22 protein-coding genes are annotated in these 24,903 nt (G+C 62.1%); 11 read left to right on the top strand and 11 right to left on the bottom strand.

Annotation, left to right across the window (positions count from 1 at the left end; translation table 11 throughout):
- Positions 1-114 precede the first annotated feature (114 nt).
- Complete coding sequence (locus ACEWE8_RS10705; RefSeq protein WP_046784707.1) at positions 115-999, bottom strand: neutral zinc metallopeptidase; 885 nt, start codon at positions 997-999, stop codon at positions 115-117.
- Between the two features lie 188 nt (positions 1,000-1,187).
- Between ACEWE8_RS10705 and pcaH the strand changes: the two genes are divergently transcribed.
- The gene (gene pcaH, locus ACEWE8_RS10700; RefSeq protein ID WP_046784708.1) at positions 1,188-1,907 is read left to right on the top strand and encodes a protocatechuate 3,4-dioxygenase subunit beta; all 720 of its coding nucleotides are present in this window, start codon (positions 1,188-1,190) and stop codon (positions 1,905-1,907) included.
- 10 nt (positions 1,908-1,917) lie between these two features.
- The gene (gene pcaG / locus ACEWE8_RS10695) at positions 1,918-2,523 is read left to right on the top strand and encodes a protocatechuate 3,4-dioxygenase subunit alpha (protein ID WP_046784709.1); all 606 of its coding nucleotides are present in this window, start codon (positions 1,918-1,920) and stop codon (positions 2,521-2,523) included.
- Positions 2,524-2,561: 38 nt separating this feature from the next.
- Here pcaG and trmA read toward each other — a convergent pair whose 3' ends face one another.
- The 3 genes from trmA to ACEWE8_RS10680 all read right to left on the bottom strand — a co-directional run bounded on the left by trmA (position 2,562) and on the right by ACEWE8_RS10680 (position 6,314).
- Entirely contained in the window at positions 2,562-3,647 is a 1,086-nt protein-coding gene (gene trmA, locus ACEWE8_RS10690) for a tRNA (uridine(54)-C5)-methyltransferase TrmA (RefSeq protein ID WP_046784710.1), read from the bottom strand.
- Complete coding sequence (locus ACEWE8_RS10685) at positions 3,644-4,939, bottom strand: NCS2 family permease (RefSeq protein WP_046784711.1); 1,296 nt, start codon at positions 4,937-4,939, stop codon at positions 3,644-3,646. The genes trmA and ACEWE8_RS10685 overlap by 4 nt, the downstream gene beginning before the upstream one ends.
- Before the next feature lie 154 nt (positions 4,940-5,093).
- Positions 5,094-6,314 (bottom strand): MFS transporter, encoded by a 1,221-nt coding sequence (locus ACEWE8_RS10680; protein WP_046784712.1) that lies wholly within the window; start codon positions 6,312-6,314, stop codon positions 5,094-5,096.
- A gap of 346 nt (positions 6,315-6,660) precedes the next feature.
- Here ACEWE8_RS10680 and ACEWE8_RS10675 point away from each other — a divergent pair, with 346 nt between their 5' ends.
- From ACEWE8_RS10675 to ACEWE8_RS10665, 3 genes are read left to right on the top strand one after another with little or no spacing between them, the layout of a single operon-like run.
- Positions 6,661-8,097, top strand: a complete 1,437-nt coding sequence (locus ACEWE8_RS10675) for a cytochrome ubiquinol oxidase subunit I (RefSeq protein WP_046784713.1) — start codon at positions 6,661-6,663, stop codon at positions 8,095-8,097.
- A gap of 3 nt (positions 8,098-8,100) precedes the next feature.
- Complete coding sequence (gene cydB, locus ACEWE8_RS10670) at positions 8,101-9,108, top strand: cytochrome d ubiquinol oxidase subunit II (protein ID WP_012312717.1); 1,008 nt, start codon at positions 8,101-8,103, stop codon at positions 9,106-9,108.
- 7 nt (positions 9,109-9,115) lie between these two features.
- A complete protein-coding gene (locus ACEWE8_RS10665; protein ID WP_080765861.1) occupies positions 9,116-9,271 on the top strand; it encodes a DUF2474 domain-containing protein in 156 nt (51 codons plus the stop codon).
- Between the two features lie 32 nt (positions 9,272-9,303).
- Here the strand turns inward: ACEWE8_RS10665 and ACEWE8_RS10660 are convergent, their stop codons facing one another.
- Both ACEWE8_RS10660 and ACEWE8_RS10655 read right to left on the bottom strand, forming a co-directional pair.
- Positions 9,304-10,428, bottom strand: a complete 1,125-nt coding sequence (locus ACEWE8_RS10660) for a methyltransferase (RefSeq protein WP_046784714.1) — start codon at positions 10,426-10,428, stop codon at positions 9,304-9,306.
- 92 nt (positions 10,429-10,520) lie between these two features.
- Entirely contained in the window at positions 10,521-11,231 is a 711-nt protein-coding gene (locus ACEWE8_RS10655) for an autoinducer binding domain-containing protein (RefSeq protein ID WP_046784715.1), read from the bottom strand.
- A gap of 212 nt (positions 11,232-11,443) precedes the next feature.
- Between ACEWE8_RS10655 and ACEWE8_RS10650 the strand changes: the two genes are divergently transcribed.
- Positions 11,444-12,220 (top strand): ferredoxin--NADP reductase, encoded by a 777-nt coding sequence (locus ACEWE8_RS10650; RefSeq protein ID WP_046784716.1) that lies wholly within the window; start codon positions 11,444-11,446, stop codon positions 12,218-12,220.
- A 62-nt stretch (positions 12,221-12,282) separates the two neighbouring features.
- Here ACEWE8_RS10650 and mscL read toward each other — a convergent pair whose 3' ends face one another.
- Positions 12,283-12,702: a large-conductance mechanosensitive channel protein MscL gene (mscL, locus tag ACEWE8_RS10645; protein WP_012312722.1), complete on the bottom strand. Its 420-nt coding sequence runs from the start codon at positions 12,700-12,702 to the stop codon at positions 12,283-12,285.
- A gap of 177 nt (positions 12,703-12,879) precedes the next feature.
- On the opposite strand from mscL, the gene radA reads away from it, so the two are divergent.
- Positions 12,880-14,247, top strand: coding sequence for a DNA repair protein RadA (gene radA / locus ACEWE8_RS10640; RefSeq protein ID WP_042111159.1), 1,368 nt, complete (start codon positions 12,880-12,882; stop codon positions 14,245-14,247).
- 95 nt (positions 14,248-14,342) lie between these two features.
- On the opposite strand, the gene ACEWE8_RS10635 is transcribed toward radA, so the two are convergent.
- The 3 genes from ACEWE8_RS10635 to ACEWE8_RS10625 all read right to left on the bottom strand — a co-directional run bounded on the left by ACEWE8_RS10635 (position 14,343) and on the right by ACEWE8_RS10625 (position 17,294).
- Positions 14,343-15,860 (bottom strand): nucleobase:cation symporter-2 family protein, encoded by a 1,518-nt coding sequence (locus ACEWE8_RS10635; protein WP_046784717.1) that lies wholly within the window; start codon positions 15,858-15,860, stop codon positions 14,343-14,345.
- A gap of 263 nt (positions 15,861-16,123) precedes the next feature.
- Positions 16,124-16,489 carry a PilZ domain-containing protein gene (locus tag ACEWE8_RS10630; protein ID WP_046784718.1) on the bottom strand — a complete coding sequence of 122 codons (366 nt, stop codon included), beginning with the start codon at positions 16,487-16,489 and terminating at the stop codon, positions 16,124-16,126.
- A gap of 103 nt (positions 16,490-16,592) precedes the next feature.
- Positions 16,593-17,294, bottom strand: coding sequence for a lytic polysaccharide monooxygenase auxiliary activity family 9 protein (locus ACEWE8_RS10625; protein WP_223255083.1), 702 nt, complete (start codon positions 17,292-17,294; stop codon positions 16,593-16,595).
- 248 nt (positions 17,295-17,542) lie between these two features.
- On the opposite strand from ACEWE8_RS10625, the gene ACEWE8_RS10620 reads away from it, so the two are divergent.
- The 3 genes from ACEWE8_RS10620 (at position 17,543) to yjiA (ending at position 20,870) form a co-directional block, all read left to right on the top strand.
- Complete coding sequence (locus tag ACEWE8_RS10620) at positions 17,543-19,609, top strand: carbon starvation CstA family protein (RefSeq protein ID WP_046784720.1); 2,067 nt, start codon at positions 17,543-17,545, stop codon at positions 19,607-19,609.
- Positions 19,610-19,622: 13 nt separating this feature from the next.
- On the top strand, positions 19,623-19,820 hold the full coding sequence (locus ACEWE8_RS10615; protein ID WP_008094130.1) for a YbdD/YjiX family protein: 198 nt from the start codon (positions 19,623-19,625) through the stop codon (positions 19,818-19,820).
- 72 nt (positions 19,821-19,892) lie between these two features.
- The gene (gene yjiA, locus ACEWE8_RS10610) at positions 19,893-20,870 is read left to right on the top strand and encodes a GTPase (RefSeq protein WP_046784721.1); all 978 of its coding nucleotides are present in this window, start codon (positions 19,893-19,895) and stop codon (positions 20,868-20,870) included.
- Here yjiA and ACEWE8_RS10605 read toward each other — a convergent pair.
- The gene (locus ACEWE8_RS10605; protein WP_046784722.1) at positions 20,806-22,317 is read right to left on the bottom strand and encodes a methylenetetrahydrofolate reductase C-terminal domain-containing protein; all 1,512 of its coding nucleotides are present in this window, start codon (positions 22,315-22,317) and stop codon (positions 20,806-20,808) included. The genes yjiA and ACEWE8_RS10605 overlap by 65 nt on opposite strands.
- Positions 22,318-22,533: 216 nt before the next feature.
- On the opposite strand from ACEWE8_RS10605, the gene metE reads away from it, so the two are divergent.
- Positions 22,534-24,834 (top strand): 5-methyltetrahydropteroyltriglutamate--homocysteine S-methyltransferase, encoded by a 2,301-nt coding sequence (metE, locus tag ACEWE8_RS10600; RefSeq protein ID WP_046784723.1) that lies wholly within the window; start codon positions 22,534-22,536, stop codon positions 24,832-24,834.
- Positions 24,835-24,903 lie beyond the last annotated feature (69 nt).

The raw sequence follows: 24,903 nt of genomic DNA, 5'->3' as shown, positions 1-24,903 counted from the left end.
CTGAATCGTGCAGGGGTTATCGGCAAATGGCGGGGAAGCTGAAACGCTTTTTCAGCTCAATTGCAACACCACGCGCGGCAGCAGGCTTGCCGCGCGCAGGGACCCCTTGAAATTTCAAAGGCTTCGCGCACTGAACGTGTCGCAGCTGTTCACATCGCCCTGGGCAAACCCGGCCTTGAACCAACGCACCCGCTGCGCCGAGGTGCCATGGGTAAAGGAGTCAGGTACCACGCGCCCCTGGCCCTTTTGCTGCAGTCGGTCATCACCGATGGCATTGGCAGCATTGAGCGCTTCCTCGACATCCCCTGGCTCCAGCCAGTTCAGGCGTTGCTGCGCCTGGTAAGCCCATACCCCGGCCAGGCAGTCGGCCTGCAATTCCTGGCGCACCAGCAAGCCATTGTCACCCTCCAGGCGCTGGCCTGCACGGCGCGCGGCATCGACCTTGGCCGACACACCAAGCAAGGTTTGCACGTGGTGGCCGATCTCGTGGGCGATCACGTAGGCCTGGGCGAAGTCGCCTGCGGCGGCGAAGCGGGTTTCCATTTCACGGAAGAACGACATGTCCAGGTACACCCGCTGGTCGGCCGGGCAGTAGAACGGCCCCACCGCCGCTGAAGCGAAGCCGCAGGCGGAATTCACCTGGCCGCTGAACAGCACCAGCTTAGGGTCGCGATACTGCTTGCCAGCCTGCGAGAACAGAGCCTTCCAGGTGTCTTCGGTGTCGCCCAGGATCGAGGCGACGAACTGGGCCTGCTCGTCGTTGGCCGCTGGGGCCTTGTTGCCCGCACCGCTTGGGGCTTGCTGCTGCTCCATCTGGCCAGTGAGCTGGCCGAGGATCTGCAGCGGGTCCTGGCCAGTGAGCCAACCGATGCCGACGATCAGCAGGATGGCCCCGAGCCCCAGGCCCTTGCCGCCGCCAAAGCGCATGCCACCACCGCCGCCGCCTTGGCCACGGGCATCGACCACATTGTCACTACGACGGCCTTTTCGCCATTCCATGAAGTGCACTCCAGAGCCTGAAACATGAAGACAAAGGTTAGTTCACGCCAGCCAAAGGTACTAATGCATAACCATTTGGTTAAGTAACGGTCGGCGGAATTCAATATTCATCTGGGGCGACCTATCCGAAACTGCAAGTCCGCCTGCGAACCACAGGCGCTTTGATAACTCCAAGAGAGGAAAACGGCATGCCCGCCCAGGACAACAGCCGCTTCGTGATCCGTGATCGCAACTGGCACCCCAAGGCCTTGACCCCCGACTACAAGACTTCCATTGCCCGCTCGCCGCGCCAGGCATTGGTCAGCATCCCGCAGTCGATCAGCGAAACCACCGGCCCGGACTTCACCCACCTGGGCTTCGGCGCCCACGACCATGACCTGCTGCTGAACTTCAACAACGGCGGCCTGCCGATTGGTGAGCGCATCATCGTTGCTGGCCGTGTCGTCGACCAGTACGGCAAGCCAGTGCCCAATACCTTGGTAGAGATCTGGCAGGCCAACGCCGGCGGCCGTTACCGCCACAAGAACGACCGCTACCTGGCCCCGCTGGACCCGAATTTCGGTGGTGTCGGCCGCTGCCTGACCGACAGTGAAGGCTACTACAGCTTCCGCACCATCAAGCCCGGCCCATACCCATGGCGCAACGGCCCGAACGACTGGCGCCCGGCGCACATCCACGTCGCTGTCAGCGGCCCGTCGATCGCCACCAAGCTGATCACCCAGCTGTACTTCGAGGGCGACCCGCTGATCCCGATGTGCCCGATCGTCAAGTCGATCGCCAACCCAGAAGCGGTGCAGCAACTGATCGCCAAGCTCGACATGAGCAACGCCAACCCCATGGATTGCCTGGCGTACCGCTTCGACATCGTGCTGCGCGGCCAGCGCAAAACCCACTTCGAAAACTGCTGAGGACCCCGCCATGCCAATCGAACTGCTGCCGGAAACCCCCTCGCAGACCGCCGGCCCCTACGTGCACATCGGCCTGGCCCTGGAAGCGGCCGGTAACCCTACCCGTGATCAGGAAATCTGGAACCGTCTGGCTAAGCCGCAGGCACCGGGTGAACACATCCTGCTGATCGGCCAGGTGTATGACGGCAACGGCCACCTGGTGCGCGATTCATTCCTGGAACTCTGGCAGGCCGATGCCAATGGCCAGTACCAGGATGACTACAACCTGGAAAACGCCTTCAACAGCTTCGGTCGCACCGCCACCACCTTCGATGCCGGTGAGTGGACCGTGCAGACCGTCAAGCCCGGTGTGGTGAACAACGCTGCCGGTGTGCCGATGGCCCCGCACATCAACATCAGCCTGTTTGCTCGCGGCATCAACATCCACTTGCACACGCGGCTGTATTTCGATGATGAGGCCGAAGCGAACGCCAAGTGCCCGGTGCTCAACCTGATCGAGCAGCCGCAGCGCCGTGAAACCTTGATTGCCAAGCGTTGCGAGGTGGATGGCAAGACGGCGTACCGTTTCGATATCCGTGTTCAGGGGGAAGGGGAGACGGTCTTCTTCGACTTCTGAGTGTATTGGGGCCGCAACGCGGCCCCAATTTCCGTCAATCAGCGCCGAACCAGCAATACCCCACTTTCCATGTGGTGGGTATACGGGAACTGGTCAAACAACGCACAGCGCTCGATGCGGTGCGTGTCCTGCAACTGCTCGATGTTGGCCGCCAGCGTTTCTGGATTGCACGAGATATACAGAATCCGTTCAAAACGCCGTGTCAGCTCGCAAGTATCCGGGTCCATCCCCGCACGTGGTGGGTCGACGAACACGGTCCCGAACGCATAACTCTTCAGGTCGATCCCTTCCAGCCGTCGGAACGGACGAACCTCGTTCAGCGCCTGGGTCAGCTCTTCCGCTGACAGGCGCACCAAGCGCACGTTATCCACCGCGTTCTCTTCGAGGTTGCTCAGGGCGGCGTTGACCGAGGTCTTGCTGATCTCGGTGGCCAGCACCTGGCGTACGCGGGTGGCCAGCGGCAGGGTGAAATTGCCGTTACCGCAGTACAGTTCCAGCAGGTCGTCATCGCGCTCGCCGATGGCGTCATACGCCCAGCTCAGCATCTTCTGGTTCACCGCGCCGTTGGGCTGGGTGAATGCGCCTTCCGGCTGGCGATAGCTGAACACCCGGCCAGCCACATCGAGTTTTTCCATGGCGTAATCACGGCCGATGACCAGCCGCTTGCCCTTGGAGCGGCCGATCAGGCTCACGCCCAGTTCTTCGGCCAGTTGCCGTGCTGCCACTTCCCAGGCCTCGTCCAGCGGGCGGTGGTAGCACATCGTGACCATCGCATCGCCGGCAAGGGTGGTTAGGAACTCCACCTGGAACAGCCGATTGCTCAGTTCTTCACTGGCCTGCCAGGCAGCCTTGAGGCGCGGCATCAATGCGTTGATGCGCTCGCTGGCGATGGGGAAATCGTCGATCAGGATGGCCTTGTGCTTCTCGCCCGGGGCGAACATCGCATAGTGGCGCTGGCCATCCTCGCGCCACAGGCGGAACTCGGCACGCAAGCGGTAATGCTCGCGCGGCGAGTCGAACACAGCGGGCTGCGGCGCACCGAAGGGGGCCAGCAGCTCGCGCAGGCGGGTAACCTTGGCCTGCAGTTGCGCGTCGTAGGCGCTAGGGTCGAAGGCAGCACTCATGCGTTGAACCAGCCCAGCTTGATGACGAACAGGATGGAAAGGATCACCAGTGCCGGGTTCAGGTCGCGGCGGCGGCCGGAAATCAGCTTGACGGCGGTCCAGCAGATGAAGCCGAAGGCGATGCCGTTGGCGATCGAGTAGGTCAGCGGCATGGCCAGGGCGGTGACCACCACCGGTGCGGCCTCGGTCACGTCGTCCCAGTTTATTTCCGCCAGGCCCGAAGCCATCAGCACGGCGACGAACAGCAGCGCCGGTGCGGTGGCAAAGGCCGGTACGCTACCGGCCAGCGGGGCGAAGAACAGCGCCAGCAGGAACAGCACGGCCACCACGATGGCGGTCAGGCCGGTGCGGCCACCGGCGCTCACGCCTGCCGCCGACTCGATGTAGCTGGTGGTGGTCGAGGTGCCCAGCAGCGAACCGGCCATGGCCGCAGTGCTGTCGGCGATCAGGGCACGGCCCATCTTCGGCATGTGGCCGTCCTTGCCCATCAGGCCGGCGCGCTTGGCCACGGCGATCAGGGTGCCGGAGTTGTCGAACAGGTCGACGAACAGGAAAGCGAAGATCACGCTGACCAGGCCTACGTCGAGTGCCCCGGCGATGTCCAGCTGCAGGAAGGTCGGTGCCAGCGAAGGGGGCATCGACACGATACCGCCGAACGGCGTGACGCCCATGGCGATCGCCGCGACCGTCACGGCGAGAATACCGATCAGCACCGCGCCGCGCACCTTGAGCGCTTCAAGGCCCACGATCAGGAAGAAGCCCAGCGTGGCAAGGATCACCGACGGCTGCTTGAGGTCGCCCATGCCCACCAGGGTGGCCGGGTTATCGACGACGATGCCGGCGTTATGCAGGGCGATGAGCGCCAGAAACAGGCCAATGCCCGCGGCAATGGCCGAGCGCAGCGGCAGCGGGATGCTGTTTACGATCCACTCGCGGATGCGGAAGATCGACAGCAGGAAGAACATCACCGCCGAGAGGAACACCGCGCCCAACGCGACCTGCCAGGTGTGCCCCATGTGCAGGACCACGGTGTAGGTGAAGAACGCGTTCAAGCCCATGCCCGGCGCCAAGGCGATGGGGTAGTTGGCGATCAGGCCCATGGTCGCCGAGCCGATGGCGGCAGCCAGGCAGGTGGCGACGAAGATCGCGCCCTTGTCCATGCCGGTTTCGCCAAGAATGCTCGGGTTGACGAACAGGATGTAGGCCATGGCCAGGAAGGTGGTGACGCCCGCAAGAATCTCGGTGCGCACGTTGGTGTTGTGTGCTCTTAGTTGAAACAGCCTTTCCAGCATGCCCGCTCCCCGAGGCGCCCCCGGCGCCGTGAATGTATCGACCCCATCAGCAAAGCACAGACCGTAACGGCTGCCGTGGTTTTGCGTGGGGAGGAAAAAAGCCGCGCATCATACCAGCATGACTGGCAGGGGCCTATGGCCGTTCAGGCCCCCGTCAACCATTGTGCAACCGATCCCGCGTGGCCAGTGTCGGGAACAACTTTATCCACACTCCGGTCACCACCAAGGTGCCGACGCCCCCCAGCACCACCGCCGGCACCGTGCCGAACCAGTGCGCCGTGACCCCCGATTCGAATTCACCGAGCTGATTGGAGGCACCGATGAACAGGCCGTTGACCGCGCTTACCCGGCCCCGCATCTCATCCGGCGTCTCCAGTTGCACGAACGCACCGCGTATCACCATGCTGATCATGTCTGCTGCACCCAGCACCACCAGTACCGCCAGCGAGAACCAGAATGAGGTCGACAGGCCAAAGGCGATGGTTGCCACGCCGAACACCCCGACTGCGGTGAACATGGTGCGGCCGACCTTGCGCTCCACTGGGAAGCGCGCCAGCCAGAACGACATCAACAGCGCGCCCACCGCTGGCGCCGACCGCAACAGGCCCAGGCCCCACGGGCCGGTGAGCAGGATGTCCTTGGCGAACACTGGTAGCAGCGCGGTGGCGCCACCCAGCAGCACGGCGAACAGGTCGAGGGAAATCGCCCCGAGAATGTCTGGCCGGCTACGGATGAAACGCACGCCTGCCAGTAGCGACTCCAGGCTGGCGCGACCGCGTTGCGGCACTTGCTGGCGCGAATCCAGGGTCAGCATAAGCAGGCAGGCAATGGCATACAGGGCCACGGTCGGGCCATACACCCAGGTACTGCCGAAGGCATACAGGAGCCCGCCCACGGCCGGGGCGACGATGGTCGCCGCCTGGGTGGCCGAGGCTGAGGCCGCTACGGCCCGAGGAAACAGCCCGTGCGGCACCACATTGGGCAGCAGCGCCTGGGTGGCGGGCATTTCGAACGAGCGGGTGGCTCCGAGCAGGAAGGCGAGGGCGAAGATCAGTTCGCGGCTGACGTTGTCGGTGGCGCTGCCCAAGGCCAGCACCAGGGCGATCAACCCCTGCAGCGTCTGGCACAGGGCCGCGACCTTGCGCCGGTCATAGCGGTCGGCGACGTGCCCGGTGTGCAGCATGAACAGCACCCGCGGCGCGAATTCGACGAGGCCTACCAGGCCCAGGTCGAGCACATTGCCGGTCAATTGGTAGAGGTGCCAGCCAATGGCAACGGTGAGCATCTGAAAACCGCTGGCGGTGAACACCCGGGCTAGCCAAAAGGCAATGAAAGGTCGGTGATGGCGCAACAACTGCGGTGCGGAATCGGACATCGGAAACCTGTGGCCTCGGCGCAGTAGAGGGGGGCGGCAGATTATCATCTGTTTGTAACAAACGGTTACTGTTTGCCGTTGTCGACACGGTTTCTTCGGCTCTGGAAGGGGGTGGGGCAACCGGTCACGCGGCAAACAACCGCACCGCCTGCCGGGTCATTCGGGACTATGCTTGCTATCAATCGTTGATCTGGATCAATCGTTCCAGAAACAACGATTTGGCCAGTGGGCCGAAATCCCTGCGATCGAACAGAACAATTCCAACGTGCCGCACTCGACACTAACGCGGGGGCAGTGGGCGACGGGCCACGAGCCCGGAAGCCGGATTACCTGAAGAGGAAGCACCATGTTCGGAATAGAAGCCCTCGAGCTCGCCCGAATTCAGTTTGCCTTTACCGTGTCGTTCCACATCCTGTTCCCGGCCATCACCATTGGCCTTGCGAGTTACCTGGCGGTTCTCGAAGGCCTTTGGCTGAGGACCCATGAGCAGGTCTACCGTGACCTTTACCACTTCTGGTCGAAGATCTTCGCCGTCAACTTCGGTATGGGGGTGGTTTCCGGCCTGGTCATGGCCTACCAGTTCGGTACCAACTGGAGTCGTTTTTCCGACTTCGCCGGCGCTGTCACGGGCCCCCTGCTCACTTATGAGGTGCTTACCGCGTTCTTCCTCGAGGCGGGCTTCCTCGGCGTCATGCTGTTTGGCTGGAACCGCGTGGGCCGCGGCCTGCATTTCTTCTCCACCGTGATGGTGGCATTGGGTACGCTGGTGTCGACCTTCTGGATCCTGGCGTCCAACAGCTGGATGCAGACCCCGCAAGGCCACGAGATCATCGACGGTCGGGTCGTCCCGGTGGACTGGCTGGCGATCATCTTCAACCCGTCGTTCCCCTACCGCCTGATGCACATGGCCACCGCCGCGTTCGTTGCCACCGCCTTCTTCGTTGGCGCCTCGGCGGCCTGGCACCTGCTGCGCGGGCGCGATAACCCGGCGGTGCGCAAGATGCTGTCGATGGCCATGTGGATGGCGCTGATCGTCGCCCCCATCCAGGCTGTGATCGGTGATTTCCACGGGCTTAACACCCTCAAGCATCAGCCGGTGAAGATTGCCGCAATCGAAGGCCACTGGGAGAACGTTCCTGGCGAGCCGACCCCGCTGATCCTGTTCGGCATCCCGGACATGGAAGCCGAAACCACCCGCTTCAAGGTTGAAATCCCGGCGCTCGGTAGCCTGATCCTTACCCACAGCCTGGATAAACAAGTGCCTGCGATGAAGGAGTTTCCGCCCGAGGACCGTCCCAATTCGACCATTGTCTTCTGGTCGTTCCGGGTCATGGTCGGGCTTGGCTTCCTGATGATCTTCGTTGGCCTGTGGAGCCTCTGGCTGCGCAAACGCGGCACCCTCTACACTTCACGCCCGTTCCTGTACCTGACACTGTGGATGGGCCCATCGGGCCTGATCGCCATTCTTGCCGGCTGGTTCACCACCGAGATCGGCCGCCAGCCGTGGGTGGTGTACGGCCTGATGCGTACCTCGGAGGGTGTCTCCAACCATAGCTACGCCCAGCTGGGCTTTACCCTGATTGCATTCGTGGTGGTGTACTTCGCGCTGTTCGGCACTGGCCTGGGCTACATGATGCGCCTTGTGCGCAAAGGGCCGAAAACGGGCGAGGGCGACGAGCACACCCCTGGCGGTCCCGGCCAGAAACGCACGCCGGCACGGCCGCTTTCCGCCGCCGATGAAGGCCGCAAGGCCACTGCCCCCAGCCTGAGCAAGGAGAACTGAGCCATGGGTATCGACCTTCCGCTGATCTGGGCCGTGATCATCATCTTCGGTGTCATGATGTACGTGGTGATGGACGGGTTCGATCTGGGCATCGGCATGCTCTTCCCCTTCGTCAAGGCTGAGCAGGACCGGGATGTGATGATGAACACCGTCGCCCCCGTATGGGATGGTAACGAAACCTGGCTGGTCCTGGGCGGCGCCGGTTTGTTCGGGGCCTTCCCGATGGCCTATTCGGTGGTGCTCGAAGCGCTTTATCTGCCGCTGATCCTCATGCTGATCGGCCTGATCTTCCGCGGAGTGGCCTTCGAGTTCCGTTTCAAGGCCAAGGACGACAAGCGCCACATCTGGGACAAGGCGTTCATCGGCGGTTCACTGGTGGCGACTTTCTTCCAGGGGGTCGCGTTGGGGGCATTCATCGAGGGCTTCAAGGTAGTGGACCGGCATTACGCCGGCGGCACGCTCGACTGGCTGACCCCGTTCAGCCTGTTCAGTGGCCTGGGCCTGATCGTCGCGTACACTTTGCTCGGGTGCACCTGGCTGATCATGAAGACCGAGGGGCCTCTGCAAGCGCAGATGCACAAGCTCGGCCGGCCGCTGGCCCTGGTGTTGCTGGTGGTGATCGGCATCGTCAGCTTGTGGACGCCGATCGCTTACCCACAGATTGCCGATCGCTGGTTCAGCATGCCCAACCTGATCTGGTTCATGCCGGTACCGCTTCTCGTGCTGGTAACGTTCTACGGTTTGTTCAAGGCAGTGGCGCGCAGTGCCAACTACACCCCGTTCCTACTGACGTTGGTGCTGATCTTCCTTGGCTACAGCGGCCTGGGCATCAGCCTCTGGCCGTATATCATCCCGCCGTCGATCTCGATCTGGGATGCAGCTGCGCCGCCACAGAGCCAGGGCTTCATGCTGGTCGGCACATTGTTCATCCTGCCATTCATCCTGGGGTATACCTTCTGGAGCTATTACGTGTTCCGCGGCAAGGTCACCCACGAAGACGGCTATCACTAGGAGGCCCATCATGGCTGGCAAACATGGCCTTGAAGAGAAGAAACCCCTGTGGCAACGCCTGGGCTGGTTGTTGCTGATCTGGGCTTTGAGCGTGGCCGCCCTGGGCGTGGCGGCCTATGTGATGCGGCTGTTCATGAGCGCGGCGGGGCTGACCACGCATTGAGGGCCGTGGGGCTGCACTGAGCAGCCCCCGCTTCACTTGCGGGCTTTGAGGATCACGAACTTCGGCGTCGCGGCCACCTGTTCAACTCCCCGGAACAGGCGCGCCAGCTTGCTGTGATAGCCCAAGTGGCGATTACCGACGATATACAACGCACCGCCGACCACCAATGCCTCACGCGCCTGCTGGAACATGCGCCAGGCAAGGAAGTCGCCCACCACCTGCTGTTGATGGAACGGCGGGTTGCACAGCACCACATCCAGCGACTGCTTTTCCACCCCCGCCAGGCCATCGCCTGCCACTACCGTCACCGCGCGATCGCCCAGCGCAGCCTGCCAGTTTTCCTGCGCCGACTGCACCGCCATGTACGATTCATCCACCAGTGTGTAGTGCGCCTGGGGGTTGGCCAGCGCGCTGGCGATGGCCAGCACGCCGTTGCCGCAACCCAGGTCGGCGACACGTGCATTGCCCAAGTCGTGTGGCAGGTGTGGGAGGAAGGCCCGCGTGCCGATGTCCAGGCCGTCGCGGCAGAATACGTTGGCATGGTTGAGCAGTTCGAGCGCAGGTGAGTCGAGGCGGTAGCGGGTCGGGTACGGGGAGCTGGCGGCAGGGCGCTGGGCGAAGGTGGCCGTCAGCAGGCGCGCTTTTTTTTGCGCCAGCGAAGCCTGTACCGGGCCGATGTACTTCTCCAGCAGATCACCCGCAGCCCGTGGCAAGTGTTTGATCATGGCCGCAGCGATGACCTGTGCGCCGGGCGCCAGGTGGCCTTGCAACCTGATCAGTTGCTCTTCGAGCAGTGCAAGTGTTTTCGGCACGCGCACCAGTACGCGATCGAAGTGCCCCTGCCAATGCTCGCTGGCGGGCACGAAAGGTACGCTGTCGAATGCCTTGCCGTTACGCGCGAGGTTTTTTTCCAGGGCCATGTGGGCCAGGTGCGAGTCACCGCTGCTGACCACCGGCACGTGGTCGACCAGGCTGGCGGCCAGCGCGCCGAAGCTGTCATTGAGTACCAGCACCCTGCTCCCGGCCGCCAGTTGCTGAGCGTGCAACTGCTCGAGCAGGTATTCATCGGCGGCGTCAAAGGCCTGCAACGGGTCGTTGGCCTGGTCCGGCTGGCGGATCAGGTCGAGTTCGGCGTAGGGTGTGATCAACAGGGGCATGGCATCAGGCTCGGGCACGGGTCGCCCGTCACAGACCGTCACGGGCTTCGGTACGCGATTCTACAGGGCTTTGCCTCTGGTCGCAGGCCGGGTTATTGATCGATCAGGCCTCGCATCACGGCAATGGCGACGGCGCCTGCCTTGTTGGAAGCATTGGTCTTGGTAATCACGCTGCGGATATGGAAGTTCACTGTGCTTTGCGACAGTGACAGAATGCAGGCGACGTCGGCGGCGGTCTTGCCGGCGGCCGACCATTTCAGCACCTCGAGTTCCCGATCGCTCATCTTCAGCGGCGAACTCAACTTGGCCAGGTGATGCTCACAAATGGTGTCGTGCAGCGTATGGCACAGCCATTGTACTTGGCCGGCCTTGTCGTACAGCTCGTGGGTGTCGATCTTGCCACAGGGCCGTGCCACGCTGACTTGGGTCTCGTTGTGCCTGAGGTCATGCAGCGATTGTGTCCAGCCGTGGCGCAGGCCATGTTTGCAGGCCTGCTCACGAAAATCCGGCGCTTCGCGATACAACTCATCGGTCCACAGTACCGGCCCGGTCGACGTGTGACTCAATGCTGCTGCCGAGTCCTGCTTGTAGAACTCGTCGCGTTGATAACGCTCGATCCAGGCAAGCGGGTAGTTACTGTACAGGTAGAGCCTGGGTGCCTGGGCTGCAAGCTGAATGCGAAGCTTGAGCCCCATGAACTCCATGCCCAGGTCCTGTGCCAGGTGAACCGCGAGGTCGAACACCTTTTGCGGGGTACTTTCGTTGACCAAGCGGTCTAAATGCTCGTGATTCCAGTGAGGCATCAACCCTCTCCCTTGCGTCCAGAGGACCCAATCCGTTTGCATACCGGTGGGATTGTAGGAAAAGACCGAGCGTTTTGTTGGGATTTTTTTGTTAAGAATGTCTCATCATTCCATGAAAGCAGCCAGGCCGTGGCCTGTGACCCTACAATCGAACGGTTTTTATCCTGGCCGCTTTGCGCGACACTGTGCGCACGTTATTCACGGAGCCCGTCATGACCGCCAGTGCCGAAAAGTTTACCCGCCAGACCTTGCTGGACGTCCAGCCACTGACGCCTGGCCTGTTCAGCCTGCGGGTGACTCGCGATCCGGGGTTTCGATTTCGGGCCGGGCAATTCGCCCGGCTTGGCGTGACCAAGGCCGATGGCAGCGTGGTCTGGCGTGCTTACTCGATGGTCAGTGCGCCGCATGACGAGTATTTAGACTTCTTCTCCATCGTGGTCCCGGGCGGGGAGTTCACCAGCGAGCTCAGCCGCCTTGGCGAGGGTGATTCACTGCTGATAGACCGCCAGGCATTTGGCTACCTGACCCTTGATCGCTTCGTCGGTGGCCGTGACCTGTGGCTGTTGGCGACCGGTACCGGCATTGCGCCGTTCATGTCGATCCTGCAGGACTTCGAGGCCTGGGAGCGTTTCGACAACATCAAACTGGTGTATTCGGTACGCGAGGCCAAGGAGCTGGCCTATGTGGATGACATTGCCGGGCTTGAACAGCGTGATTACCTGGCAGAGTTTGCAGGCAAGCTGCAATTCATTCCCGTGGTTACCCGTGAGCAGTATCCGGGTGCGCTGAATGCACGCATCACTACACTGATCGAGAATGGCGAGCTGGAAAAGGCGGCGGGGCTGGAACTGTCGCCTGAGCACTCACGGATCATGCTTTGCGGCAACCCGCAAATGATCGATGAGACCCGCAAGGTGCTCAAGGCGCGTGACCTGCAGTTGAGCTTGAGCAAGCGGCCTGGGCAGGTGGCGGTGGAGAACTACTGGTAGCTGCAAGCTGCAAGCTACAAGTGCTGCCCTTGAGCGGCCTTACACTTGCAGCTTGCCACTTTTCAAGGCAGGCGATTCTGGTTCTGCGACTTGAGCAGGTCACGAATCTCGGTCAGCAGCGTTTCCTGAGGGGTCGGGGTCGGCGGGGCGCTTGGCGCAACGGCCTCTTCGCGTTTCAGGCGGTTGATCGCCTTGACACCCATGAAGATGGCGAAGGCCACGATCACGAAGTCGATCACGGTCTGGATGAACTTGCCGTAGGCCAGCACCACGGCCGGTATATCGCCCTCAGCCGCCTTCAAGGTAATGGCCAGGTCACTGAAGTCCACGCCTCCGATCAATATCCCCAGTGGCGGCATGATGATATCGCCGACGAATGAGGAGACTATCTTGCCGAATGCAGCGCCGATAATGATACCGACTGCCATGTCGACGACATTGCCCTTGACCGCGAAGGCCTTGAACTCACTGATCATTCCCATGTTCGATTCCCTTGTGACAAATGGTGATGTTTACGCAGTGTAAGCCACTGCATCGCTTCATGCGTGCCGTTCACGGGTAGTGACTGCGCTTGGAACGAATAGTTTTGTCGCATGCCGACGCGCTCGAGACACGTCTGCGTCGGCTATCATGGCGATTTTTTCCAGGAGACCCTGCCCATGGCCAAGGCCAAGCGCTTGTATGGCTGCACCGAGTGCGGCGCTACCTTTCCCAAATGGGCCGGCCAGTGTGGCGAATGCGGGGCGTGGAACACCCTGGTCGAAACCATGATCGAGAGCGGCGGTGCGGCGGCACCCAGCGGTCGCGCCGGCTGGACCGGGCAACAGGCGCAGATCAAGACCCTGGCCGAAGTCAGCGTCGAGGAGATTCCGCGGTTCACCACCAGCAGCACCGAACTCGATCGTGTGCTGGGCGGCGGCCTGGTCGACGGTTCGGTGGTGTTGATCGGCGGTGACCCGGGCATCGGCAAATCGACCATTCTGCTGCAGACCTTGTGCAATATCGCCGTGGGCATGCCGGCGCTGTATGTCACCGGCGAAGAGTCGCAGCAGCAGGTGGCCATGCGCTCACGCCGCCTGGGGCTGCCCCAGGACCAGCTCAAAGTGATGACCGAGACCTGTATCGAAACGATCATTGCCACCGCGCGCCAGGAAAAGCCCCGGGTCATGGTCATCGATTCGATCCAGACCATCTTCACCGAGCAATTGCAATCAGCGCCCGGCGGTGTCGCCCAGGTGCGCGAAAGTGCGGCATTGCTGGTGCGCTACGCCAAGCAGAGTGGCACGGCGATCTTCCTGGTCGGCCATGTCACCAAGGAAGGCTCGCTGGCAGGCCCGCGGGTGCTGGAGCACATGGTCGACACCGTGTTGTATTTCGAGGGAGAGTCCGATGGCCGCTTGCGCTTGCTGCGCGCGGTGAAGAACCGCTTCGGTGCGGTCAATGAACTGGGGGTCTTCGGTATGACCGACCGTGGGCTCAAAGAGGTTTCCAACCCATCGGCGATCTTCCTCAACCGGGCTCAGGAAGAAGTACCGGGCAGCGTGGTCATGGCCACGTGGGAAGGTACCCGGCCGATGCTGGTAGAGGTACAGGCACTGGTCGATGACAGCCACCTGGCCAACCCGCGGCGTGTCACCCTGGGCCTGGACCAGAACCGGCTGGCCATGTTGCTGGCGGTGCTGCACCGCCATGGTGGTATTCCCACCCATGACCAGGACGTGTTTCTCAATGTCGTCGGCGGGGTGAAGGTCCTTGAAACCGCGTCGGACCTGGCCTTGTTGGCTGCGGTGATGTCCAGCCTGCGCAACCGGCCATTGGCCCACGGGCTGCTGGTATTTGGCGAGATTGGTTTGTCGGGCGAGGTGCGGCCGGTTCCCAGTGGCCAGGAACGCCTCAAAGAAGCGGCAAAACATGGCTTCAAGCGGGCCATCGTGCCCAAGGGCAACGCACCGAAGGAATCACCGGCGGGGTTGCAGGTGATCGCCGTAACCCGGCTGGAACAGGCTCTGGACGCCTTGTTCGAATAAGCCGCTGGTTGTGCAGGCAATCGGCCGGTGCAGGCAACAAAAAAGGGAGCCGACGATGCGCATCGGCTCCCCCTGGGTCACCGCTCAGTCAGCGGTCAGTGCTCGGCTACCGGCGTTCGCCTGGGCGCCGCATTGCCATGCTCGTCCAGCTCCAGCACCGGCACCTCATTGCCCTCGGCGTCGAACAGCTTGCCTTCCTTGAAGTAATCGCCATCACGCAGTGCAGAGATGTCCGAGTACTGGATGGTGCGCTCGTAGCCTGCCGCGAACACTGACTGCTGGTCCGAATTGCCTGCCGTGAAATGGTTGAAGATCAGGTTGAGCACGATGGCCATGATCGCTGCCGAGCTGATGCCGGAGTGGAAGATGGTCTCGAACCAGTTCGGGAAGTGGTGGTAGAAGTTCGGCGCGGCAATCGGGATCATGCCAAAGCCCAGCGAGGCGGCGACGATGATCAGGTTGACGTTGTTCTTGTAGTTGACCTTGGACAGGGTGCGGATACCGCTGGCAGCCACAGTGCCGAACAGCACGATGCCTGCGCCGCCCAGTACCGGGGTTGGCACTGCTGCAATCACCCGGCCCATCACCGGCAGCAGGCCCAGCACTACCAGGATCACACCACCGGTGGCCACCACGTAGCGGCTCTTGACCCCGGTCACGGCCACCAGGCCTACGTTCTGCGCAAAGGCGCTCTGGGTGAAAGAGCCGAATACCGGTGCCAGGATGCTCGAAGCCATGTCGGCGCGCAGGCCATTGCCCAGGCGCTTGGAATCGACCTTGGTATCGATGATCTCACCCACGGCCAGGATGTCGGCTGAGGTTTCCACCAGGGTCACCATGATCACGATGCACATCGACAGGATCGCCGCGATGTGGAAGGTCGGCATACCGAAGTGGAACGGGGTAGGGAAGGCGAACATCGGGCCTTCAGCCACCTTGCTGAAGTCGGTCATGCCCAGCGCCCAGGCGATCAGGGTGCCGAAGACCATGGCCAGCAGGATCGACAGGCGCGAAATGGTCGCGCTGCCCAGTTTGCTCAGCAGCAGCACGATGGCGAACGTCAGCGCTGCCAGGCCGATGTTGGCCATGCTGCCGAATTCCGGCGAAGCACTGTTGCCGCCCATCACCCAGCGTGCGGCCACCGGCATCAAGGTCAGGCCGATGGTGGTGATGACGATACCGGTGACCAGTGGCGGGAAGAACTTGGTGATGCGCGAGAACACCGGGGTGATCAGAAAGCCGATCAGCGATGCCGCCATGACTGCGCCCAGCACGCCTGGCAAGCCGCCACCGTCCTGGCTGCTGAGAATCGCCCCCATGGTTGCCACGCCTGCGAACGACACGCCCTGCACCAACGGCAACTGGCATCCGAAGAAGGGCAGGCCGAGCGTTTGCAGCAGCGTGGCCAGGCCACCGGCAAACAGCGAGGCCGCGATCAGCATGCCGATCTCGGCACCATTGAGGCCCGCAGCCTGCCCCAGGATCAGGGGTACTGCGACGATCCCTCCATACATGGTCAGCACATGCTGAAGGCCATAGGCCAAGTTGGCTCCAAGGCCGAGGTTTTCGTCCTCGGGGCGCTTGGCGGGAGACGTGCTAGGGGACGTAGTCATTGAGCAGGCTCACTGTTTATTGTTGTGCCGCTACTGTAGACACTTCCTACAAATGATTGCTACAAGAATTGTATACAATATTTTGATTGGAGCGCGAACAAGCAGGCTTGCAGGGTGTGCAAGAACGCAATGCAGATCGCGTACCAACTCATTGAATACGGTGTTAGAGGGGTGTGTACAACGTTGCGATACCCAGGTTGAAAGCTGTCTGGGTAGACAAGAAACACAAGTTGGGAAAGCTATTAGCTAGCTAAGAGATCCCATTATTCGATGAGTTGTCGCAGCTCGCGCATCATTTCGGTGCTGTCGGCCACGTTCAATTCCACAAGACGGTGCAAATGGCTCATCGAATCGATGTCGATGTAGAGGCAGATGAACCCCAGCCGCTTCGCCTCTTCATGGCGTAGTTCCACCTGCATCTGCACATGGGTGTGCGGGTCCAGTTGGATGATCGCATCGAAATCTTGAGTGAGGTCGGCGTTCCACGGCTCAGGGCGCTCGATCAGCAGGCCCTTGAGCGACAGATCCAGGAGTTTGACCGGCCAGCGGCGATCGCCCTGGCGCAGTTCGGTGGGGGCGTCGAAGTCAATGCGCTGGAAGCGCCGGCGATCGTCGGAAGGAGTGGTCATGGCGGGCCCTCGTCAGTAGCACTGACTATAGACCAGCCACGGGCACTCCTGCCGGATGACGGGTAACACGGATGACATATGGCCGAGTCACCCGGCGCCACCGTTAGCTGGTGACGAAATCGAGGTCGACCACCTGATAGAAGGCCTTGTCGGTCTCGGCTATTTCCCATACGCCCAGCAATACGTGATAGCCCTGGCGTTCAGGTAGCTTCAAGGTATGCGTGGTGGGTTGTGCCGGCCACATCTGCTCGTCGGTGAAGCCCCAGTAAGGCTGAAGTTCATTGAGGAATGTGGCGAACGGCTGCGCTTCGAACTGGGCACGGGTCAGCGGCTCCCCGGCTTTCCAGTCGGCTTTGGTGATGAAGTAGTTGAAACGGCGATATTTGTGTCGTGCACTGAAGCTCCAGACAAAATCAAGGGATGCGCCGCTGGCAACGTCATACTTGTCCCAGTCGACATCCGTTTTGTCCAGGTAGGCCGCGCCAGGCCGTTCGCCGCTGGCAATCTTGCCATCGGCCGGTGGTGCAATATTTTTAACGTCGTCCTTGGCGTAGGGGTCGGTCAGGCCACCGGTCGTCTCGGGGAAGAACTTGCCGCTTTCGATCCCGTTGTGAAGATTGCCTTCGATAAGGCCTTTTTCTTCAGCGAACGTGGCGCGGGACTTTGGGCTCGCAATCGAACCATGGGTGGGGGCGATGGGGGCTGAGCGTTGAGGGGTGCCGGCTTTTTCCGTGGTCATGATCGTTTCCTTTCTGCTGGCTTTCAGATGATCGACGCACGATTTCAGCGTGTGCAGATTCGTCAATCGCGTGTCGTCCAAGGGCAATCGGATTGCCTGATCATTGAAAGCGCGTGCCCCTTTCATGCACAACTGGCAAAAATGCCAGGCCCGCCAGGGCGCGTGTTGCTTCCCAGGCATGAGGTTGTACGGGTAGCGGCGTTCTAGAGCCTGTGCTCGCCACCGGCTGTATGCCAATTCGGGATGGTAAACCCTTCAAGCAAGCCCTAGACTCAAGGGGCTGTCTATTCCAACCACTTAGCTGGAAGCATGCCATGAACAACAATAACAGCCTGCTACGCCACATCCCGTGGCTGGCGCTGGCGGTCATAGGGGCTTGTGCGCTGGGTGTGGTCGCCCTGCGTCGAGGCGAGGCGATCAATGCCTTGTGGATCGTGGTCGCGGCAGTGGCCATCTACCTGGTCGCCTACCGTTACTACAGCCTGTTCATCGCCACCAAGGTGATGCAACTCGACCCTCGCCGAGCCACCCCTGCGGTGCTCAACAACGATGGCCTGGACTACGTCCCGACCAACAAACACATTCTTTTCGGTCACCACTTCGCCGCCATCGCTGGCGCCGGCCCCCTGGTCGGTCCCGTGCTTGCGGCGCAAATGGGCTACCTGCCTGGCACGCTCTGGCTGATCGCCGGCGTGGTGCTGGCCGGCGCGGTCCAGGACTTCATGGTCCTGTTCCTGTCTACCCGCCGCAACGGCCGCTCGCTGGGCGACATGGTGCGCGAGGAGATGGGGCGCATCCCTGGCACCATCGCCCTGTTCGGCTGCTTCCTGATCATGATCATCATCCTGGCGGTGCTGGCGCTGATCGTGGTCAAGGCCCTGGCTGAAAGCCCATGGGGCATGTTCACGGTGATGGCGACCATCCCGATCGCGATGTTCATGGGCATCTACATGCGCTACATCCGCCCGGGCCGTATCGGCGAGATCTCGGTCGTCGGCGTGGTACTGCTGCTGGCGTCGATCTGGCTGGGGGGCCAGATTGCCGCGGATCCGGTCTGGGGCCCGGCGTTCACCTTCACCGGCGTGCAGATCACCTGGATGCTGGTGGGTTATGGCTTCGTCGCTGCCGTGCTGCCAGTGTGGCTGGTGCTGGCGCCGCGTGACTACCTGTCGACCTTCCTCAAGATCGGCACCATCGTCGGCCTTGCCATCGGTATCCTGATCATCGCGCCAGAGCTGAAAATGCCTGCGCTGACCCAGTTCACCGACGGTACAGGCCCGGTGTGGAAGGGCACACTGTTCCCGTTCCTGTTCATCACCATCGCCTGTGGTGCGGTGTCCGGCTTCCACGCGCTGATTTCCTCGGGGACCACGCCGAAGCTGCTGGACAACGAAACCAACGCCCGCTACATCGGCTACGGCGGCATGCTGATGGAATCGTTCGTCGCCATCATGGCCATGGTCGCCGCCTCGGTCATCGAGCCAGGCGTTTATTTCGCCATGAACAGCCCGCCCGCAGTGGTCGGTGCCGACGTCGTGTCGGTGGCGCAGACGGTCAGCAGCTGGGGCTTCCTGATCACCCCCGAACAGCTTGAGGCCGTGGCCCGCGACATCGGCGAGCACACCATCCTGGCCCGTGCCGGTGGTGCGCCGACGCTGGCGGTGGGTATTGCGCAGATCCTGCACCAGGTGCTGCCGGGTGAAAACACCATGGCCTTCTGGTACCACTTCGCGATCCTGTTCGAAGCGCTGTTCATCCTGACCGCAGTGGACGCCGGTACCCGTGCCGGCCGCTTCATGCTGCAGGACCTGCTGGGCAGCTTCGTGCCGGCGCTCAAGCGTACCGAGTCGTGGACGGCCAACCTGATCGGCACGGCTGGCTGCGTGGCCCTTTGGGGTTACCTGCTGTATCAGGGCGTGATCGACCCGCTGGGTGGCATCAACACCCTGTGGCCGCTGTTCGGCATCTCCAACCAGATGCTGGCCGGTATCGCCTTGATGCTGGGCACGGTGGTATTGATCAAGATGAAGCGCCAGCGCTACATGTGGGTCACCTTGCTGCCAGCGGTGTGGCTGCTGATTTGCACCACCACTGCCGGGCTGATCAAACTGTTCGACCCGAACCCTGCGGTTGGCTTCCTGGCCCTGGCCGAGAAGTACAGCACTGCGCTGGACGCCGGCCAGGTGCTGGCCCCGGCCAAGGATATCGGGCAGATGCAGCACGTGATCTACAACGCCTACACCAACGCCGGGCTCACCGTGTTGTTCCTGATTGTGGTGTTCAGCGTGTTGTTCTTTGCCGTCAAGGTCGGCTACGCCGCCCTCGGCCGCAAGGAACGCACCGACAAGGAAACCCCGTTCCAGGCACTGCCTGACGCTTGAGAGGAATGCTGCGATGTTCAACGACCTGGGTCGGCTGGGTAAATACCTGGGGCAGGCAGCCCGCCTGATGGTCGGCATGCCCGACTACGACAACTATGTCGAGCACATGCAGACCAAGCACCCGGACAAGCCGGTGATGAGCTACGAGGCGTTCTTCCGGGAACGCCAGGAAGCCCGCTACGGTGGCAAGTCCGGCCCCAAGTGCTGCTGATTCGGCACACTGCGTGAACCTGTGGGAGCCTGTGGGCTCCCACAGTCATTTTCAGCTTCAGGAGATTTCTGCGTGCAGACGCCAATTCCCGTAACCGTGCTCACCGGTTTTCTCGGTGCCGGCAAAACCACGTTGCTCAAGCACATGCTAAAAGCCGAACACGGCCTGAAAATCGCCGTGATCGAGAACGAGTTCAGTGAGGCAGGCATCGACAGCCAGTTGTTGGGCGACGAGCCGGTGCAGGTCATGACTCTGGCCAACGGCTGTGTATGCTGCAGCATTCATGGCGACCTGACCCGTGCCCTGTTCCTGCTGCTCGAGCGCCTGGACGCCGGGGAGATCGCTTTCGATCGCCTGGTGATCGAATGCACTGGCCTGGCCGACCCCGCGCCGGTGGCGCAGACCTTCTTCGTCGAAGAGGAACTGCGCGACCGCTATATCCTCGATGGCATCATTACCCTGGTCGATGCGGCCCATGCCGAGCTGCATCTGGCCCAGACCATCGCGCAGGCCCAGGTGGGCTTTGCCGACCGCCTGTTGCTGAGCAAGACCGACCTGGTCGAGCCGGCGGCGGTGGACGCCTTGCGCGAGCGCCTGGCGCGTATCAATGGCCGTGCGGCGTTGCGCGTGGTCGAGCACGGCCGTATCGACCTGGCCGAACTGCTCGACGTGCGCGGGTTCAACCTCAACCCGGATCTGGGCGCCAACCTCAAGCCAACCCTGCGCCCGGCGTTCAAACCCGCCACACCTGATCGTATCTCGACCCTGGTGCTGCGTACCGAGGTCCCCCTGGACATCGACCGCCTCAGCGACTTCATGAACGACTTGCTCGAGACTCACGGCAAGCAACTGCTGCGCTATAAAGGTGTGCTCAACATTGCCGGAGAAGACCGTCGCCTGGTGTTCCAGGGCGTGCTCAAGCTCTATGGTTTCGATTGGGACGCCGAGTGGGCCGAAGGCGAAACGCGCGAAAGCGTGATGGTGTTCATTGCCGATGAACTGCCTGAGGCGAAGATTCGGGCGGGTTTCGAAGCGTTGGCTGCGGGCTGAACCGGGCAGGCGTCTGGGCGGCGAACCACAGCGGCCATGAGCTGCGGTGACGCGTTTGTACCTCGATGCAGGGGATCAGCCGTTCGGTGAGCACGGCGGTCTGTTGCACGGCTTTGGCGGTGCGGTATTTGACGCTGTGGATGCACTCGCGGTCGCCGAACTCACAGCGGTTCAGCGCAGTACCGCCGCAGGGGCCGTTGGCCAGGCCCTTGGGGCAGGTTTCGGGGCAGATGTACAAGGTGTCTTCCAGGCGGCACCGGCCACAGGTGTCGCAGCCCAGCAGCGGGCGCTTCACGCTGCGCTCCAGCCCGTGCAGCCAGCGGGCGCCGCTGTCGCTGGCCCACAGCGGCTGGCGCACGGCCCAGCCAAAGGCCTTGCTCAGCCAGTTGTTACGGCTGAACAACAGGGCGTGAAACCCATGCAGCAGGTGATAACGCAGTTTCTCCCTGGCGGTTGCGCTGACCCTCGACTGGCCTTGGCGCCAGTCTGCTTGTGGTGGGTGAAAGGTCACCGCCGGCAGGCCTGGCATCTGCCAGCTGCCGGCCCAGGCCGTTGCCCACTGTTCCTGTGAATGGACACGTGCTTGCCAGTCCTCGATGCGCGCCTCCAGGGCGAGCAGTTGCTTGAGTTCGTGAACACCTGAAAGGTGCACCCCGGCATACCCCATCAACTTTACGCCAATGATCTGCAGGGCCAGGCGATCAAGGCTGCGTGCCTGGGCATAGGCTTTGGATACGCCCGCTTCGGCCTCAAGCATGTCGCGCATCGACGGCGATACGGTAACGCCGGCGACATGCTCGAGCATCGCTGCACGGCCATGGCTCAGGCTCATCAGGCAGGCCAGTAGCGGCTTGGGTTCGGCCTGACGCCCCATCCACTGCATGGCCTCCAGATGCTTGCTGGCATCGAAGCCCAATTGCAGGGTGAGGAAATCGGCCCCCGCAGCGAGCTTCTTCTCTGCCTTGAAATACTGCGCACCGCCTTCCTCCTCGCGGTATTTGAATGGGTTGAGTGCAGCCCCCAGCAGCCAGTGGGGGCGGGCCTTGCGAGCAAGTTGCAGTGCGGCGACCGATTCCAGATAGCGCACCGGGCGCTCGCCTGGCTGGTGGCCTGGCAGGCGATCGCCGGTCAGTAGCAGCAATTGGTCGAGGCCGGCGGCGTCCATTCTTTTCAGTTGCGCGAGCAGATCATGGCGTTCACGGTCCTTGCCGGAAAAGTGGGGCAGGGCAGGGACGGGTTTACTGAAGCTGGACAGGGCGTCCAATGGCGAGAGGTCCAGCGGGCTGCCGACACGGTCGCCGATGGCTACGGTCATTGGCCAGCCGCACAAGTGCCCACGGGCCATGATCGCCTCCATCGCAGCGAAGCGTTCGGCCGACGGCTTGGGCACGAACTCCATGACGCAGACGAAGGTTTTTTCGCGCAGCGCCGATTTCAGCAGGCTCATGGCAATGGGGCACCTGGATTGTTCAGTGAGGCATTGTGCGACGCGTCTTGGGCGCAGGCTTGTCTGCGAGCGTACCAGGCTGCTCTGAACAAGACGTGCCCGGCCTATTCATCATGAAAGAATCTTTACTTCATCTCAAATTAAATGAGTTTGTCTCATTGTGTGGCGGGCCGGAAAATCCCCCTCATTATTTTTTTGCATTCTGAGGGACAAGAGATGGCACTGGCACATAACCTGGGTTTTCCGCGTATCGGCCGCGACCGCGAACTGAAAAAAGCCCAGGAAGCCTTCTGGAAAGGTGAGTTGGACGAAGCCGGCCTGCGCAAGGTTGGCCGCGACTTGCGCGCGGCGCACTGGCAAGCCCAGAAGGATGCTGGCATCGAGCTGTTGCCCGTCGGCGATTTCGCCTGGTACGACCAGGTACTGACGCACTCGCTGACCTTCGGCGTCATCCCCGAGCGTTTCCGAGGCCATGACGGTGCCAAGCCCACCCTGCAAACCCTGTTCGCCATGGCCCGTGGCGTGGCGACCGAGCGCAGTGCCAACTGCTGCGGCGGTGCCCACGCGCAGGAAATGACCAAGTGGTTCGACACCAACTACCACTACCTGGTACCTGAGTTTACCGTCGATCAGCAATTCGCCCTGAGCTGGGAGCAGTTGTTCGAGGAAGTTGACGAAGCCAAGGCCTTGGGCCATGCCGCCAAACCGGTGGTGATCGGCCCGCTGACCTACCTGTGGCTGGGCAAGGCCAAAGGTGGCGACTTCGACAAGCTGGAGTTGCTCGACCGCTTGCTGCCGGTATACGACGAAATCCTCAATCGCCTGGCTGGTCAGGGTGTGGAGTGGGTGCAGATCGACGAGCCGATCCTGGTACTCGATCTGCCGCAGGAATGGAAAAACGCCTATGAGCGTGTCTACAACATCCTCCAGCGCGCCCCTTTGAAAAAACTGGTGGCCACCTATTTCGGCGGCCTGGAAGAAAACCTCGGCCTTGCCGCCAACCTGCCCGTCGACGGCCTGCATATCGACCTGGTGCGGGCGCCGGAGCAGTACCCGACCATCCTCGACCGCCTGCCGGCCTACAAGATACTGTCGCTGGGCCTGGTCAACGGCCGCAATGTCTGGGCCTGCGACCTGGAAAAAGCCGTTGATGTACTGCGTCACGCTGCCGAGCGTCTGGGTGACCGCCTGTGGGTCGCACCATCCTGTTCGCTGTTGCACAGCCCGGTGGACCTGAGCCGTGAAGACCAGCTCGACACCGAGCTGAAAAGCTGGCTGGCCTTCGCCGTGCAGAAATGCCAGGAAGTCGCCGTGCTGGCCAAGGCCGTCAATCAGCCGGACGCTGCCGAAGTTGCCGCCGCACTGGCGCGTAGCCGTGCCATCCAGGCTGGCCGCGCCAGCTCGCCGCGTATCCACAAGCCTGCCGTACAGGCGCGTGTCGACGCGATAAAGCCTGGCGACAGCCAGCGCCTGTCGGCGTTCGGCCAGCGCATTGCCAAGCAGCGAGCCGGGCTGAACCTGCCTGCCTATCCGACCACCACCATCGGCTCTTTCCCACAGACCCCTGCCATACGCCTGGCACGCCAGGCGTTTAAACAGGGCAAGTTGACCGAAGCCGATTACGTCGAAGCCATGCACAGTGAAATCCGCCATGCCGTACAGATCCAGGAAAACCTGGGCCTGGACGTACTGGTGCACGGCGAGGCCGAGCGCAACGACATGGTGGAATACTTTGCCGAGCAACTCGACGGTTACTTGTTCACCCGTTTTGGCTGGGTACAGAGCTATGGTTCGCGGCGCGTGAAGCCGGCGGTGATCTACGGTGACCTGAGCCGGCCTGAGGCGATGACCGTGGCCTGGACCCGCTATGCACAAGGGCTGACCGGCAAAGTGATGAAGGGCATGCTGACCGGCCCGGTGACCATGCTGATGTGGTCGTTCCCGCGTGAGGATGTCAGCCGCGAAGCCCAGGCCCGTCAACTGGCGCTGGCGATTCGCGATGAAGTGCTCGACCTGGAGGCAGCTGATATCAAGATCGTGCAGATCGACGAGGCCGCCTTCCGCGAAGGCCTGCCGCTGCGCCGCAGTGCCTGGCCGGCTTACCTCGAGTGGGCCACCGAAGCCTTCCGCCTGTGCGCTTCGGGCGTTCGTGACGAAACACAGATCCACACCCACATGTGCTACAGCGAATTCAATGATGTGATCGAGTCGATCGCTGCGATGGACGCCGACGTCATCACCATCGAGACATCGCGTTCGGACATGGAATTGCTGGAGGCGTTCGAGAAGTTCGACTACCCCAACGAGATCGGCCCAGGTGTGTATGACATTCACTCGCCACGGGTACCGACCAGAGAGGAGATGGTCAAGTTGCTGCGCAAGGCGGCTTTGCGTATTCCGGCCGAGCGTCTGTGGGTCAACCCGGATTGCGGATTGAAAACCCGTGCCTGGCCTGAGACCGAGGCGGCGTTGGTGAACATGGTGGCGGCGGCTCGTGAGTTGCGCGCCACAGCCTGAGCATTTGCTGCTTGTACCGCCCTCATCGCCGGCTTGCCGGCGATGAGGGCGGTGCTGTCTGCCTTAAAC

Source organism: Pseudomonas sp. TR47, from assembly GCF_044143025.1.
GTDB lineage: Bacteria > Pseudomonadota > Gammaproteobacteria > Pseudomonadales > Pseudomonadaceae > Aquipseudomonas > Aquipseudomonas putida_E.
Note: the sequence above shows the minus strand (reverse complement) of the source record. Positions and strands in the feature narration are given on the sequence as shown.